The sequence below is a fragment of the Arcanobacterium buesumense genome (assembly GCF_012563545.1).
GTDB classification, from domain to species: Bacteria; Actinomycetota; Actinomycetes; order Actinomycetales; family Actinomycetaceae; genus Arcanobacterium; species Arcanobacterium buesumense.
Window position 1 is genome coordinate 482,620 of record NZ_CP050804.1, and the last position, 16,295, is coordinate 498,914.

9 protein-coding genes and 3 rRNA genes are annotated in these 16,295 nt (G+C 49.4%); 10 read left to right on the forward strand and 2 right to left on the reverse strand.

From position 1 onward, the window contains the following. Positions 1 to 48: 48 nt before the first annotated feature. Positions 49 to 1,308, reverse strand: a complete 1,260-nt coding sequence (locus HC352_RS02145) for a phospholipase D-like domain-containing protein (RefSeq protein ID WP_168917378.1) — start codon at positions 1,306 to 1,308, stop codon at positions 49 to 51. A gap of 56 nt (positions 1,309 to 1,364) precedes the next feature. Between HC352_RS02145 and gatC the strand changes: the two genes are divergently transcribed. The 8 genes from gatC (at position 1,365) to HC352_RS02185 (ending at position 12,414) form a co-directional block, all read left to right on the forward strand. Next, a complete protein-coding gene (gene gatC, locus HC352_RS02150) occupies positions 1,365 to 1,661 on the forward strand; it encodes an Asp-tRNA(Asn)/Glu-tRNA(Gln) amidotransferase subunit GatC (RefSeq protein WP_168917379.1) in 297 nt (98 codons plus the stop codon). Between the two features lie 3 nt (positions 1,662 to 1,664). Beyond that, positions 1,665 to 3,167: an Asp-tRNA(Asn)/Glu-tRNA(Gln) amidotransferase subunit GatA gene (gene gatA / locus HC352_RS02155; RefSeq protein WP_168917380.1), complete on the forward strand. Its 1,503-nt coding sequence runs from the start codon at positions 1,665 to 1,667 to the stop codon at positions 3,165 to 3,167. Positions 3,168 to 3,172: 5 nt separating this feature from the next. After that, the gene (gene gatB / locus HC352_RS02160; protein WP_168917381.1) at positions 3,173 to 4,666 is read left to right on the forward strand and encodes an Asp-tRNA(Asn)/Glu-tRNA(Gln) amidotransferase subunit GatB; all 1,494 of its coding nucleotides are present in this window, start codon (positions 3,173 to 3,175) and stop codon (positions 4,664 to 4,666) included. 75 nt (positions 4,667 to 4,741) lie between these two features. Next, positions 4,742 to 6,148 (forward strand): NAD-dependent malic enzyme, encoded by a 1,407-nt coding sequence (locus HC352_RS02165; protein ID WP_168917382.1) that lies wholly within the window; start codon positions 4,742 to 4,744, stop codon positions 6,146 to 6,148. A 521-nt stretch (positions 6,149 to 6,669) separates the two neighbouring features. Further along, positions 6,670 to 8,194 (forward strand): 16S ribosomal RNA (locus HC352_RS02170). 245 nt (positions 8,195 to 8,439) lie between these two features. Beyond that, positions 8,440 to 11,532, forward strand: a 23S ribosomal RNA gene (locus tag HC352_RS02175). Between the two features lie 119 nt (positions 11,533 to 11,651). Beyond that, positions 11,652 to 11,769: ribosomal RNA gene (gene rrf, locus HC352_RS02180) — 5S ribosomal RNA — on the forward strand. Together the 16S, 23S and 5S rRNA genes form the textbook arrangement of a ribosomal RNA operon. 204 nt (positions 11,770 to 11,973) lie before the next feature. Beyond that, on the forward strand, positions 11,974 to 12,414 hold the full coding sequence (locus HC352_RS02185; protein WP_168917383.1) for a DUF2871 family protein: 441 nt from the start codon (positions 11,974 to 11,976) through the stop codon (positions 12,412 to 12,414). A gap of 88 nt (positions 12,415 to 12,502) precedes the next feature. On the opposite strand, the gene nhaA is transcribed toward HC352_RS02185, so the two are convergent. Further along, positions 12,503 to 13,876, reverse strand: a complete 1,374-nt coding sequence (gene nhaA / locus HC352_RS02190) for a Na+/H+ antiporter NhaA (protein ID WP_247645213.1) — start codon at positions 13,874 to 13,876, stop codon at positions 12,503 to 12,505. 169 nt (positions 13,877 to 14,045) lie between these two features. Here nhaA and HC352_RS02195 point away from each other — a divergent pair, with 169 nt between their 5' ends. Both HC352_RS02195 and HC352_RS02200 read left to right on the forward strand, forming a co-directional pair. Next, the gene (locus tag HC352_RS02195; RefSeq protein WP_168917385.1) at positions 14,046 to 14,804 is read left to right on the forward strand and encodes a class I SAM-dependent methyltransferase; all 759 of its coding nucleotides are present in this window, start codon (positions 14,046 to 14,048) and stop codon (positions 14,802 to 14,804) included. A gap of 116 nt (positions 14,805 to 14,920) precedes the next feature. Continuing rightward, positions 14,921 to 16,249 carry a threonine/serine exporter family protein gene (locus HC352_RS02200; protein ID WP_168917386.1) on the forward strand — a complete coding sequence of 443 codons (1,329 nt, stop codon included), beginning with the start codon at positions 14,921 to 14,923 and terminating at the stop codon, positions 16,247 to 16,249. Positions 16,250 to 16,295 lie beyond the last annotated feature (46 nt).

The following is a 16,295-nucleotide window of genomic DNA, read 5'->3' on the forward strand; positions in this document are numbered from 1 at the left end:
GACGTCGATGTGGTAGGCACAACCCAGTTGCGATACGAGGTTTGGCTATCACACGAACGGAGCCAACGGCTTCATAAGCCTTTCTGCCAACCGGGCAAGTTTCGAGCGGGCGTCCCACGACTGGTGTGTCAGCTCCACGCAATTACTCAAATCAAGGCGGAAAGTTTCTTCCATAATCGCAGCGAGGTCGGCGTCGTATATTTCGGCGTTGACCTCATAGTTGCCAGCCATCGACAACCGATCCAAATTTGCGGTTCCAACCGTTGTCCAAATACCATCCACAGTCATCGTTTTAGCGTGAACCATTGCGTCTTTATACAGGAAAATACGGCAACCAGCATCGAGTAATTCAGTGTAATGCGGACGGCCCACCCAATCGGCAATAATGTGATTCGAATACTGTGGGATCAAAATCCGCACGTCCACACCCCGCCGGGCAGCGTCAATTAACAGTGTTTTAATCGCATAATCAGGGATGAAATATCCCATGGTGATCCATATGTTTTTCGACGCCCGATTAATTGTTTCTAGATACTTGGCGCGAATAGGGTAGGAGCGATACACTGGCACGTTCTGAGTCACCGTAAAGGTTGATACCCACGAACGAACCGAATCATCTGGAATAATCGGATGATGTGAAGCACGGTAAACATTCCACAAATCGATAAAAGCGCTTTCCAATTCCCACGCGCGCGGTCCAGTGACTCGAATATGAGTATCGCGCCAATGATCTGCGTATAGCCGGCCAATATTGTAGCCACCCACAAAGCCGATCTTCCCGTCAACAACCAAAATCTTGCGGTGATCGAACCCAGAATCTTTCGAACGAGCAGTCAAAATCCACGGGCGCAACAGTGGGAAGCGAATAACATGAAGCGAAGGAAAATCAGGGAATCTACGAGATTTAGGATTCTGATTTAAATTGCCGAGGGTATCAAGAATAATAAACACGTTAACTCCGCGCGCAGCGGCAGCAATTAAGGCATGACGGAAGCGATAGCCAACGTCGTCAGCTTTCAAAATATAAGACTCGAAATAAACCCGGTCAGTAGCGGATTCGATAGCCTCGATCATGTCATCATAAAGATGATTGCCAAATGTGTATACTGTCACTTCAGAATCTGAAACCCGAGCGGTGCGCGGTTGAAGATGCGGAAACTCGCCTGTTTGCGGGTTTCGCCGTTTGCGTTGTGCATCCACTGCAATAATTGCACCAATTGCTGCGACTTGGACAGTTAAGCCAGCCAAAGCAGTATATTTTAGAACTTTTTTTGCACGTGATGCGGAGCGATTTTTCCAAAATGCCATGCACATAGTTTACTATACGTTTCGCCACAACCGCGGTGGGAAGATACCATTGAAGTATGTCGACATTTTCTAAAGAAGAGGTAGCCCGCTTAGCGGACCTCGCACGCATTTCCTTAACAGATCAAGAGCTCGAACAATTCGCTGCGGAACTTGAGGTTATTAACAAGTCAGTTTCGCGATTAAAAGAAGTAGTGAGCTCTGATATTCCACCAACATCCCATCCGATTCCACTAACTAATGTGTGGCGTGAAGATGAGGTCGTTTCCGGATTAGATCGGGACGAAGTTTTAGCAATGGCCCCGCATGCTGAAGATGGCAAATTCGGTGTTCCAGCAATCTTGGGTGAGGAGTAAGACGTGGTAAAAGATTTACATAAGAAAACCGCATGGCAGCTTGCTGAGTTGCTTCGTTCAGGAGAAACAACCTCGGTAGAAGTAACGACGATGTTTTTGGATCGGATTGAAAAACTCAATCCGAAGATGAACGTTTACTTAGCTATTGATGCCGAAGGTGCACTTAAGGAAGCTAAATCCGTAGATGAGGATCGGGCAGCTGGGAAAGATTTACCTTTCTTTGCCGGTGTCCCGGTAGCTCTTAAGGACAATATGTGCCAACGTGGGGTTCCTACTACCGCGGCATCGAAGATGCTAGAAGGTTGGTTGCCACCATACGATGCTACGGTGGTGCGACTGCTGAAGGAAGCTCGCTTGCCAATTCTCGGGCACACTAATATGGACGAATTTGCTATGGGTTCGTCAACTGAGCATTCAGCTTTTGGTCCGACGCAAAACCCGTGGGGCCACAATTTGATCCCCGGCGGTTCCGGTGGTGGTTCGGCTGCTGCAGTAGCAGGCTATTTGGTTCCATGGGCGCTTGGTTCGGATACGGGTGGTTCGATTCGCCAGCCAGGAGCAATGACTGGAACTGTGGGCACTAAACCAACATATGGTGCGGTATCGCGCTATGGGATTATTGCGATGGCTTCGTCATTGGATCAAGTGGGGCCAGTTGCCCGCGATGTACGTGACGCAGCAGCCTTACAAGAAATCATTTCCCAACACGATCCGCTCGATTCGACGTCGTTAAACAATGATTTTTCCACTCTCGTTAAGGCAGTGGAAGAAGGTTATGACCTTGGCGATCTATCTGGAGTCACATTTGGTGTGGTCAAAGAACTTGATGGCGAAGGTTTTGCTGCCGGGGTGCTTGACGCGTTCCATACTGTGGTAGAGAAGTTAAAGGCTGCCGGAGCGAAATTCGTTGAGGTGTCTTGTCCCTCATTTGACTATGCGATGGCTGCCTACTATTTGATTATGCCGGCTGAAATGTCGTCAAATTTGGCGCGCTACGATGGTGTACGTTTCGGTAATCGTGTACTGCCAAAAGAGGGCCCGGTAACCGCTGAAACGATGATGGCAGCAACTCGTGAAGCAGGATTCGGTACGGAAGTTAAGCGCCGGATTATTCTTGGCACTTATGCTTTGTCTGCTGGAACGTATGACGCGTATTACGGCTCAGCGCAACGGGTTCGCACGTTGGTCCAGCGAGATCTCACGGCTGCTTATGAGCAAGTCGATGTTCTTTTGACACCGACGACGCCAACTGTGGCATTTAAGTTTGGTGAAAAGCTTGATGACCCGATTGCTATGTACAAGAACGATATGACGACTATTCCAGCGAATTTGGCTGGTACGCCAGCGATGACGGTTCCAATTGGGCTGTCGGAAGGTTTGCCGGTAGGTGTCCAAATTATGGCGCCAACCTTTGAAGATGCACGAATGTACAAAATAGCAGCAATGGTAGAAAAGGTGGCTGATCCAGCTGCTAGCCAACCTGCTATGGATATGTGGGAGGACTGAAAGAAATGACTGAATTGAATGACTATGCAGACGTCGTCGCACATTATGATCCGGTACTTGGTATCGAAGTGCACGTCGAGCTTTCCACAAAAACTAAAATGTTTGATGGCGCTCCCAATGAATTCGGTGGTGAACCAAATACGTTTATTACCCCAGTATCATTGGGCTTGCCTGGATCATTGCCTGTGGTTAATAAGAAGGCAATCGAGTATGCGATCAAACTTGGTCTGGCGCTAAATTGCAAAATTGCCGAGTCGTGCCGGTTTGCTCGTAAAAACTATTTTTATCCGGATTTGGCGAAGAATTTTCAGACATCGCAATCTGATGAACCCTTGGCTTTTGATGGCTACTTAGACGTCGAACTCGATGATGGTGCGGTGTTCCGAGTCAAGATTGAGCGTGCACACGTTGAAGAAGATGCTGGTAAGAATACTCACATTGGTGGCGAAGGGCGTATTCATGGTGCTGACCATTCGCTAGTTGATTACAACCGTGCAGGCGTGCCACTTGTGGAAATCGTGACTCGTCCGATTGAAGGTTGTGGCGATCGTGCACCAGAGGTTGCCGCGAAGTATGTTCAAACTATTCGCGATATTGCCCGTGCAATTGGAGTTTCAGAAGCTCGTATGGAGCGCGGTAATGTTCGTGCAGATATCAATGTGTCTTTGCGTAAGACTCAGCAGTCGCCGTTGGGAACGCGCACTGAAACAAAGAATGTTAATTCTTTCCGCTCGATTGCTGCCGCAGTTGAGTTTGAAATGCGCCGACAGGCGGCAATTTTGGATGCCGGGCAAGCAGTACTTCAAGAGACTCGTCATTTCCAGGAGCTTGATGGTACGACGTTGCCGGGACGGCCAAAGTCGGATGCAGATGATTATCGTTACTTCCCAGAACCGGATTTGGTGCCATTGGCGCCACCGCGTGAGTGGGTTGAACAGTTACGGGCAACATTGCCAGAGCTTCCGGAGCAAAAGCGGCGGCGTTTGCTTGCTGAATGGGGCATCTCTGCTAAGGAAATGCGCGATATTGTCAACGCTGGTGCGTTAGTTTTGATCGAAGATTCTGTCAAAGCTGGAGCGACGTCGGCCGGGGCGCGCAAATGGTGGATGGGTGAGCTTGCTCGTTATGCTAAGGATAATGAGATTGAACTTGCCAATGTTCCAGTCACTAGTGAACAGGTAGCCGAACTGGATGAACTTGTGGAGTCTGGAAAGCTAACCGATAAGCTAGCACGGCAGGCCCTGGCTGGGGTGTTAGCTGGTGAAGGCTCACCAGCTGAGGTTGTGGCAGCTCGTGGTTTGGAAGTAGTGAGCGACGACGGCGCGTTGAACGCAGCGGTTGATGAAGCGTTGGCTGCTAACCCCGACGTTGTTGAAAAGATCCGTAGCGGTAAAGTCCAGGCTGCTGGCGCTATTGTGGGGGCTGTTATGAAAGCAACACATGGCAAAGCAGATGCTGCCCGGGTTCGAGAACTTATCATGGAGCGCGTTCAGCTCTAAAATAGTAATGCGCAGGAGCAGGAATTTTTCTGTTCTCCTGCGCTTTACTATGTGTAGCTATTACAAGGAGAATTTATGTCAAAAACACTGCCTAGCTACAATGTGACCATACGTATTGCGCTTCCATTTGAACCGCGAGCGACGGCCATGTTAGTTAAAGAATTTGTTGATTATGGTGCGATTGTTACCGGTGTGGATATGGTGGAGTCGGATGAAGCTAATCTGCTGACCGATGTGACTGCTAAAGTCGATGATATCGAGCACGCTGAGCATATTGCATCCAAATTAGAGGCGCTAGATGGCGTGCATGTGCTGGGAATTCACGATTCAACAGTGCAAGCGCATTTGGGTGGAAAGATTGAAATCGCGCTGAAACGGCCGTTGAATACGCGTCAAGATTTGTCGCGGATTTATACTCCTGGAGTGGCGCGAATTTCGAATCTCATTGCTAAGGATCCGCAGCTTGCGCGTAAATTGACGATTAAGCGAAATACGGTTGCTGTTGTTTCAGATGGTACCGCCGTTCTTGGTTTAGGTGATGTCGGGCCTAAAGCAGCAATGCCGGTGATGGAGGGTAAGGCAGCACTCTTTAAGAAGTTTGGCGACGTTGATGCCTGGCCAATTTGCTTAGATACAACTGATACTGAAGAGATTATCAGCATTGTGAAAGCGATTTCGCCGGGTTTCGGTGGAATTAATTTGGAGGATATTTCTGCTCCGCGCTGTTTTGAAATTGAGCGTCGATTACGCGAAGATCTTGATATTCCGGTCTTTCATGATGATCAACACGGTACTGCCGTAGTAGTTTTAGCCGCTTTGATCAATGCGTTAAAGGTTGTTGGGAAGAAGATAGAAGATATTCGCATCGTTGTGTCTGGTGTGGGTGCTGCAGGCAATGCGATTATTCGCTTGCTGATGAATCAGGGAGCGCGTGACATTATTGGTGTTGGACGTAATGGTGCACTTGGACCCTTCCGTGAAGAAGAAGGTGAAGATCGTAATTGGATTGCGCAAAACACTAATCCGCGTCGTCAGCAAGGAAGCTTGCGAGACGTGTTAGAGGATGCTGATGTTTTTATCGGTGTGTCAGCTGGAAATATTTTAGTTGGCGACGATATTGCTACGATGGCGAAGGATCCGATTGTTTTTGCGTTGGCTAACCCAACGCCGGAAGTCGATCCAATTCAAGCTGCGCAACATGCGGCGATTGTGGCGACTGGGCGTTCAGATTATCCAAATCAGATCAATAATGTGCTGGCTTTCCCGGGAATTTTCCGTGGAATGCTTGATGTGAAGGCAACACAGGTAACTGATCGCATGCTTGTGGTTGCGGCGAATGCGATCGCCCAATCGGTGTTACCCGAACAGTTGAATGCCAATTTCATCATTCCAGGTGTTTTCCACCCAACGGCTTCTAAGCAAGTAGCGCGTGCTATCCGTGAGGAATTTAAGCATTCGTTAGCTATGGAAAATGAAATGTGATTCTGGTATTTGGTAGGCCTAGGCAGGCGAGGCAATATCATTGCCTCGCCTGCTATTTTTTGCTAAAAATCAGCAATTACTTTATATGTGATGGGTGTTACGTTGTTTTGGTTTGACGGTTGGGGTGGGGGTGCGTAAAGTTTTTATCTGTCGCCGGGAGCGCGGTTGTGTTCTTTGGTGGTGGCGCTGGTTTGGTGCGTGGTTGTGACTGGGTGTTTTTGCTTGGTTGTGGTTGTGTGTTAGACTGGTGTGGATAGCCTTCTTGATGGTTGCCTGGCTTTGTTGTTGGGTGGTTGTTGGGTGTGGGTGTGTTGTTTGATATCTCAATAGTGTGTCAGCTTTTTACAATGATTTTTTGTTTGGGAAGCGGATTGTGCTGGTTGCTTTTTTGGTGGCTGGTGTGGTTTGTTTTCTTTTTTATTTTGGATGAGCTAGTTTTGGTTTGTCTGTTTTGTTGAGTCTGTTTTTGGGCTTTTCGAACGTGTATTGATTGGATGCCTTTTTGTTGGGTGTTTGGTTTTTGTTTGGAGAGTTTGATCCTGGCTCAGGACGAACGCTGGCGGCGTGCTTAACACATGCAAGTCGAACGATGAAGCCCTAGCTTGCTGGGGTGGATTAGTGGCGAACGGGTGAGTAATACGTGAGTAACCTGCCCCCTTCTTCGGGATAAGCCTTGGAAACGGGGTCTAATACTGGATATTCTGCTTCTGCCGCATGGTGGGGGTTGGAAAGGGTTTCTGGTGGGGGATGGGCTCACGGCCTATCAGCTTGTTGGTGGGGTGATGGCCTACCAAGGCGTCGACGGGTAGCCGGCCTGAGAGGGTGACCGGCCACATTGGGACTGAGATACGGCCCAGACTCCTACGGGAGGCAGCAGTGGGGAATATTGCACAATGGACGCAAGTCTGATGCAGCGACGCCGCGTGGGGGATGAAGGCTTTCGGGTTGTAAACTCCTTTTAACACTGAACAAGGCGTAAGTTGAGGGTAGGTGTTGAATAAGCGCCGGCTAACTACGTGCCAGCAGCCGCGGTAATACGTAGGGCGCGAGCGTTGTCCGGAATTATTGGGCGTAAAGAGCTCGTAGGCGGTTTGTCGCGTCTGCTGTGAAAGACCGGGGCTTAACTCCGGGGCTGCAGTGGGTACGGGCAGACTAGAGTGCGGTAGGGGTAATTGGAATTCCTGGTGTAGCGGTGGAATGCGCAGATATCAGGAGGAACACCGATGGCGAAGGCAGGTTACTGGGCCGTTACTGACGCTGAGGAGCGAAAGCATGGGGAGCGAACAGGATTAGATACCCTGGTAGTCCATGCCGTAAACGTTGGGCACTAGGTGTGGGGCCTATTTCCATGGGTTCTGTACCGTAGCTAACGCATTAAGTGCCCCGCCTGGGGAGTACGGCCGCAAGGCTAAAACTCAAAGGAATTGACGGGGGCCCGCACAAGCGGCGGAGCATGCGGATTAATTCGATGCAACGCGAAGAACCTTACCAAGGCTTGACATACACTGCGACATGCTAGAGATAGTGTGGCCTTCGGGGTGGTGTACAGGTGGTGCATGGTTGTCGTCAGCTCGTGTCGTGAGATGTTGGGTTAAGTCCCGCAACGAGCGCAACCCTTGTCTTGTGTTGCCAGCACGTTATGGTGGGGACTCACGAGAGACTGCCGGGGTTAACTCGGAGGAAGGTGGGGATGACGTCAAATCATCATGCCCCTTATGTCTTGGGCTTCACGCATGCTACAATGGCTGGTACAGAGGGTTGCGAGCCTGTGAGGGTGAGCGAATCCCTTAAAGCCAGTCTCAGTTCGGATTGGGGTCTGCAACTCGACCCCATGAAGTCGGAGTCGCTAGTAATCGCAGATCAGCAACGCTGCGGTGAATACGTTCCCGGGCCTTGTACACACCGCCCGTCACGTCACGAAAGTTGGTAACACCCGAAGCCCGTGGCCTAACCTTTTGGGGGGAGCGGTCGAAGGTGGGATTGGCGATTGGGACGAAGTCGTAACAAGGTAGCCGTACCGGAAGGTGCGGCTGGATCACCTCCTTTCTAAGGAGCTGCCTTACACCTGGTTTTATTTGTTTGATTGTGGGTGTGCTGATGCCTTTGTTGGTGTTGGTTTGGTGGTTTTTAGTGGAAAATTTTTTTGTTGTGGGAAGTTGGCATGCTGTTGGGGTGTGGGGTAATACTCCGTGCTGCCTGTGGATGATTGATGGCCTGTGTGGTTGTTGGTTGTTTGTGGTGTTGGTGTGGTGGTTGAGAATTGTATAGTGGACGCGAGCATCTTTGGTTTTTTGTAAGTGTTCAAGAGCGTTCGGTGGATGCCTTGGCATACGGAGCCGATGAAGGACGTTGTAGCCTGCGATAAGCCTCGGGGAGTTGGCAAACGAGCTGTGATCCGGGGGTGTCCGAATGGGGGAACCTGGCCAGAGTTGTTTCTGGTTACCAGCATCTGAATGTATAGGGTGTTTGGGGGTAACGCGGGGAAGTGAAACATCTTAGTACCCGCAGGAAAAGATATTCTGTGAGTAGTGGCGAGCGAAAGCGGATGAGGCTAAACCATGCGCGTGTGATAGCCATCGGGTGTTGCGTGTGTGGTGTTGTGGGGCCATGTTTGACCTTGCCGATGTGGGGTCGGGTAGTGATAAATGCTAGCGTGTAGACGAATCAGTTGGGAAGCTGGACCGTAGACGGTGAGAGTCCGGTAGTTGTAATGTGTTAGCCTGCCTTATGTGGTGCCCGAGTAGCACGGGGCCCGTGAAATCCCGTGTGAATCTGCACAGACCACTGTGTAAGCCTAAATACTCCGTGTGACCGATAGTGTAGTAGTACCGTGAGGGAATGGTGAAAAGTACCCCGGGAGGGGAGTGAAATAGTACCTGAAACCGGACGCTTACAATCCGTCAGAGCCTCCTTGGTAGGGGTGATGGCGTGCCTTTTGAAGAATGAGCCTGCGAGTTAGTGGCATGTAGCGAGGTTAACCCGTGTGGGGGAGCCGTAGCGAAAGCGAGTTTTAAAAAGCGGTTTTTAGTTGCATGTTCTAGACCCGAAGCGGGGTGATCTACCCATGGGCAGGTTGAAGCACGTGTAAGAGCGTGTGGAGGACCGAACCCACTTCAGTTGAAAATGGAGGGGATGACCTGTGGGTAGGGGTGAAAGGCCAATCAAACTCCGTGATAGCTGGTTCTCCCCGAAATGCATTTAGGTGCAGCGTCGTGTGTTTCTTATCGGAGGTAGAGCGACTGGATGGCCGATGGCCCTTATCGGGGTACTGACGTCAGCCAAACTCCGAATGCCGGTAAGTTAGAGCACGGCAGTGAGACTGCGGGGGATAAGCTTCGTAGTCGAGAGGGAAACAGCCCAGACCGCCGGTTAAGGCCCCTAAGCGTGTGCTAAGTGGGAAAGGATGTGGAGTTGCTGTGACAACCAGGAGGTTGGCTTAGAAGCAGCCACCCTTGAAAGAGTGCGTAATAGCTCACTGGTCAAGTGATTCTGCGCCGACAATGTAGCGGGGCTTAAGTACACCGCCGAAACCGCGGCAATGAAATTTTTTTTGTTTTGTTGGGTAGGGGAGCGTCGTGCGTGAGGTGAAGCAGCACAGGTGACTGGTTGTGGATTTCGTACGAGTGAGAATGCAGGCATGAGTAGCGAATGACGGGTGAGAATCCCGTCCGCCGAATAACTAAGGGTTCCAGGGCCAGGTTCGTCCGCCCTGGGTTAGTCGGGTCCTAAGGCGAGGCCGACAGGCGTAGTCGATGGGCAACCAGTTGATATTCTGGTACCGGCGAAAGACCGTCCGTGTTGAATCGTGGGATACTAACCATCCGAGCTATGGTTCCTTCCTTCGGGTTGGGGTTGTGGTGAGCGTGGGAACTGATCGCGTAGTAGGCAAGCGTGTTAACAGGGGTGACGCAGAGTGGTAGCTTCGCGTGGCTAATGGCTTGCCACGTTTAACAGCGCAGCCTGTTTCCTAGGTAAATCCGGGAAGCGTGTAGGTGAGGCTGGATGATGACCCATTTTTTGTGGGGAAGTAGAGTGATCCTGTGCTGTCGAGAAAAGCCTCGACGTTAGGTCTTAGCCGCCCGTACCCTAAACCGACACAGGTAGTTGAGTAGAGAATACTAAGGCGAGCGAGTGAATCGTGGTTAAGGAACTCGGCAAAATGCCCCCGTAACTTCGGAAGAAGGGGGGCCCGGACCTTGAAGCCTTTTAACAGGCTAGGGGGAAGGGCCGCAGAAACCAGGGAGAAGCGACTGTTTATCAAAAACACAGGTCCGTGCGAACACGTAAGTGGATGTATACGGACTGACGCCTGCCCGGTGCTGGAAGGTTAAGAGGAACGGTTAAAATACTTTTGTGTTTGAAGCTGTGAATTTAAGCCCCAGTAAACGGCGGTGGTAACTATAACCATCCTAAGGTAGCGAAATTCCTTGTCGGGTAAGTTCCGACCTGCACGAATGGCGTAACGACTTCTCCACTGTCTCAACCGCGAACTCGGTGAAATTGCATTACGAGTAAAGATGCTCGTTACGCGCAGCAGGACGGAAAGACCCCGGGACCTTTACTATAGCTTGGTATTGGTGTTCGGTACGGCTTGTGTAGGATAGGTGGGAGACTTTGAAGCGGCCACGCCAGTGGTTGTGGAGTCATTGTTGAAATACCACTCTGGTCGTGCTGGATGTCTAACCTTGGACCATGATCTGGTTCAGGGACAGTGCCTGGTGGGTAGTTTAACTGGGGCGGTTGCCTCCTAAATGGTAACGGAGGCGCTCAAAGGTTCCCTCAGCCTGGTTGGCAATCAGGTGTTGAGTGTAAGTGTACAAGGGAGCTTGACTGTGAGACCGACAGGTCGAGCAGGTACGAAAGTAGGAACTAGTGATCCGGCGGTGGCTTGTGGAAGCGCCGTCGCTCAACGGATAAAAGGTACCCCGGGGATAACAGGCTGATCCTGCCCAAGAGTTCATATCGACGGCATGGTTTGGCACCTCGATGTCGGCTCGTCGCATCCTGGGGCTGGAGTAGGTCCCAAGGGTTGGGCTGTTCGCCCATTAAAGCGGCACGCGAGCTGGGTTCAGAACGTCGTGAGACAGTTCGGTCCCTATCCGCTGCGCGCGTAGGAAACTTGAAAAGGGCTGTCCCTAGTACGAGAGGACCGGGACGGACGAACCTCTGGTGTGCCAGTTGTACCGCCAGGTGCATGGCTGGTTGGCTACGTTCGGGAAGGATAACCGCTGAAAGCATCTAAGCGGGAAGCCTGCTTTGAGATGAGGTTTCCATAAACATTATTGTTTTGTAGGCCCCCTATAGACCATGGGGTTGATAGGCCAGGCGTGGAAGCATCGTAAGGTGTGGAGCTGACTGGTACTAATGGCCAACCATTTACAAAAAAGTTTCCTTATCGTCAGTGTTTTATTATGGAACATGTTGATGGTAATGCTGCTCGCGTCTACTATACGATTCTTGACTCCCACACGTTGTAGTGCGTGTGTGTTATGTCAACCATTTTGACGGTGGTCATAGTGGTAGGGAAACGCCCGGTTACCATTCCGAACCCGGAAGCTAAGCCTACCAACGCCGATGGTACTGCACTCGAGGGGGTGTGGGAGAGTAGGACACCGCCGTCACTTAACGTGATATAAGGGGAGGGTGTTGACGATAAGTCAACACCCTCCCCTCACCTATACTCACAAGCGATCCGACATACAGTTTGTAACCCACTGAGATGTATGTTTTTCTTGGTGAGTCTTTATTTCTTTTGGTTAGTCCGCGACTTTTATTATCTCGTTTAGTGTTGATTGATGCTCAACGCACTAGGGTATAGTAAATCTATGCATAGAATCTTGATTGCTGCGGTAGCTTATCTTTTGCTTGGACTGTTTCTTAGCGCTTTGTACCGGCTGTTTATTCGTCTCATTCAGTTCGATGGCCCGACAGCTTTTGGCTCGATGTATATGTATACATTTGTTCTAGGAACACTGTTTTTTCTTTTGTTGAGTATTGTCGATAAATATTTTGAACTCTCTGATCACTCTTTGTTTACACGGTGGTTCATTTTGTACAATGTTGGTCTGATCTGGACCGTTTCTGGTATGGCAATTCAAAACGTTGTTACTGCGTTGTACGGCCAACAGGTATGGGATGCTACATTATCCGGTGTTGTAGGTATCGGGCATCTTATCGTGGCTATTTCATGGTGCTGGTTATTCAGCATCATATACGTCGCGATACGTGGCGATATACAGGCGGGTGACCACTTACATTTTCGATAATCACGAATGGTCATGGTCATTTATATTGTTGTGGGCACGTCATCAATGACGTGCCCACAACAATATTTACCCGCTTTTACTTGCAGATTTAACGGCTTATTTCAAAAACATCCGGAATGCCATCGCCATCCTCATCGCGTAACTTTTCCTTCTCCAGTTCCTTGTAATATCGATTGCGTGGAGTCAAAATAAGTACCGCTAATAATGCTGCGAGTACAGAGGCCAACAATATGCCCACTTTGGCGGCATCGTTGTTAGCGTCACCTAATCCGAACGATAATTCTCCCACCAGCAGGGATACGGTGAAACCAATTCCTGCTAAAAAGCCAACGCCAATAGTGTCAAACCATGTTATTGAACTATCTAGATTTGCGCGTGTTAGCTTTGTAAGCAAGAAAGTAGATAAGACGATACCGATTGGCTTTCCGAGTACCAATCCAACGATTATTCCCAAAGCTACTGGAGAACTGAGCGAGTTCAGTAACCCATCCCAACCTCCGATTGCCACTCCTGCTGAAAAGAAAGCGAATACTGGTACGGCAAAACCAGAAGATAGAGGCCTGATTCCGTGTTCAAACATTGAAACTAGACCAGGGTTATGGCTACCATGCCCTGTCACTTCAGGCCGATGATGCGCGAGCGCTGTTTGAGCAGTTGTAGAATCCAACGATACTGGAACTACGAAACCTAAAACCACCCCAGCGATTGTGGCATGAATGCCCGCTTCATGAAGAAAATACCATGCCGTCAGTGCTACCGGGAAAAGTATCAGCCAAGATGCCCAACGATTTTTTACCCAAAAAATATGAAATCTGCGTACCAAAAAAGCAAAGATCATAACTGGTATAACGAAAAGCGCAAGATACAAGGCGTGAACTTCATTGGTGTAGAAAATGGCGATAATTGTGATAGCAATGAGGTCATCAACAACCGCTAGTGTGAGCAAGAAAAGTCTGAGCGGACTAGGAAGGTGAGAGCCAATAATCGCTAATACAGCTACTGCAAATGCGATATCTGTGGCTGTGGGTATTGCCCAGCCTTGAATTGTCTCTGGATGGCCCCAGTTAATAGCTGCATATATCCCAGCTGGCACAATGACCCCGCCAATAGCGGCGACAACTGGAACGATTGCTCGCGAAGGAGAGCGCAAATCACCGATCGCAAATTCCTGTTTGAGCTCAAGCCCGACAAGAAAAAAGAATATAGCAAGTAAACCATCCGCTGCCCAATGCCCAACGCTAAGGTGTAGATGTAAAGAGTCAATACTTAGCGTGGTATCTCGTAGGTTTAAGTACGCTTCACTCCATGGCGAATTTGCCCATACAATAGCGATGACAGCAGCGATCATTAATGCAATGCCGCCAGTTGTTTCTTTGCGAAGAATTCCTCCGATACGCACATGCTCGGCGTAACTACCGTACGAAAGAATAGTGCGTAGTTTAGATGGTTGAGGTTCAGTCACGGTGTCCCTTTTCATGTAACGGTCAAAGAATGTGCCGACCAGACTTCCCGGCTCTCCTGACCACAAGTGTACGGCACATTAGCCGATGAGATCTGTATTGGCTGGTTAGATTGGTCAAGTTTGGGATATATGACGCGCATGAGGCAAGCAAATACTTAACAATAGTTCCATGACGTTACCGACGAATCCATACTACGATGTTGCCACTATAGCCGAAGCTTACGTTGATGTCCGGCCGGGTTATCCGCTTGAGTTACTGAGGATTGTATGTGCCGACGACGGTCAGAACCGGTGTCTTGTGGATATAGGGGCTGGAACTGGGAAACTCACAACCACGCTATGCGATATTGCTGGGCAGCGTGGGCGCGTTTGGGCTATCGAGCCTAGCCCAGACATGCGCGAGCAGCTTATTCGGCTTATGCCAAACCTTAAAGGCCAAATACTGCCTGCGAGTGGTGAAGAAACAACGCTCAACGATGCGATGGCAGATATTGTGTTTTATGCTCAAAGTTGGCATTGGGTAGATCCCATCAAAGCTAGTAGGGAAGCGGCTCGTATCCTACGTCCAGGTGGAAAACTCGTCGTTTTATACAACCAAATGGATGTGTCAATTCCATGGGTAAAAAGACTGAGCCGTATTATGCGTTCTGGTGATGTGCACCGTCCGACTGATAAACCGCTCGTCGTCGAACCTTTTACGCAACCTCGATTACATATGGCAACATGGCAAGATCGGCTGACTCCAACCCAAGTATGCCAACTTGGTACAACGAGATCGTCATGGATTACCTCCACAAACGAAAATCGCGCGAAAATGCAAGCGAATCTGAGATGGTACTTATACCAAAACCTTGGATATGGCGATGAAGATATTGTCGAAATTCCATATTTGACGTATATGTGGGTGATGGAGCGGGCAGAAGTGTGAGATAAAATTCCCGGAGAAAAATCATAATTGGGCGATACGGCCCGGTCAAAGCTTGTAAGTCGGGCATAAAATGGAGCACGCATATCCTACCGTTTTAGACCAGTTATGAGAGAAGTATGGACGATCAGCCCACCAACAATCCGGTACAGAGCCAGGAAACGATAGCCGAAAAAATTCATTGTATTTTAATGCTTGGAACGATGCTTTTAGCGTGTGGCGCTGGAGCTTATCGAGTCAAAGCTGCGATGTCACGAGCAGCTAAAGCAATTGGCTTAACAAAGTTAGAGTCAGCGGTGTCCATGACTGACATTACAGTTACTGCATGGCGGGGTAAAGAATCTTACACAAGCTTTGGCGAACAGCGTCGTGTAGGCGTTAATGCGGAAAAGCTCGATCGTATTATGCAGGCCGTTGCGCAATTGCATGAAGGAATGACAGCTGAGCAATTACGTGTGATCTTGCAAGAAACAACTAAACGAGATCGCCATTACGGTTTGTGGACAACAGTTTTTGCTTCGGCGATTGCTTGTGCGGGATTCTGTTTCCTTAATGGTGGGCGCATAGTTGAATGTACCTGTGTTTTCTTTGCTGCTGGAATTGGTCAGCTTATTCGCAAACTTTTATTAGGCCGCGGAATTGCGCATTTCATTATTTGGATTTTATGTGCAGTGGCATCGACGATGGTTTATATTCTGCTACTTGAGATTGGTAGCGTAGGTGGCTTGCCTTATCTTATCCAGTATGAGTCTGGATTGATTTCCTCTATTCTTTATTTGATTCCTGGATTCCCGCTGACGACGGCGATGCTTGACTTTGTTCGAAACGATACGCAATCAGCTCTTGATCGTTTTTCATATTGCATCATGGTGATTGGTTCTGCTGGTGTCTCTGTGTGGATCGTTGTGCATGCCCTTAATTGGCATGTTGATGCAGCTGTTGTTCCGCCGCTACCATTTTGGACAATGACGTTCTTACGTCTTCTGACGTCTTTTGTGGCGGCCTATGGATTCGCGGTACTATTTAATGCTCCGTGGAAGGTGTGTGCTGCGGCTGCAGTAGCTGGAGCTTTTGCAAACACTAGCCGTTTATTATTGCAGGAGAACTTTCATTTGCCTTGGCAGCTCGGAGTAGGTTTGGCTGCCATGCTTGTTGGAATCGTGGCAACGATGGTGGCATGGAAGACGTCGCATTCTCGCGTGTCACTCTCCGTACCGGGGGTGGTTATTATGATTCCTGGAGTCCCATTCTATCGCGGTCTAGTGGCGTTAAATGAAGGTAATTTCCAAGGCGCAATTTCGACATTCGCAGAAGTTTTCTTCGTCATTATGTCGATTGGATTTGGTTTGGCAATTGCTCGTGTACTGATGGATGACGGCTGGCGTCATGATATGGATACGTCACACTTGCCAGAGACCTTAGGCTCTGATGTGCGCGACGCAGTGTAATTGTTTTGGGTATTAAAAGGTGGAGGTTGCAACCTCCACCTTTTAA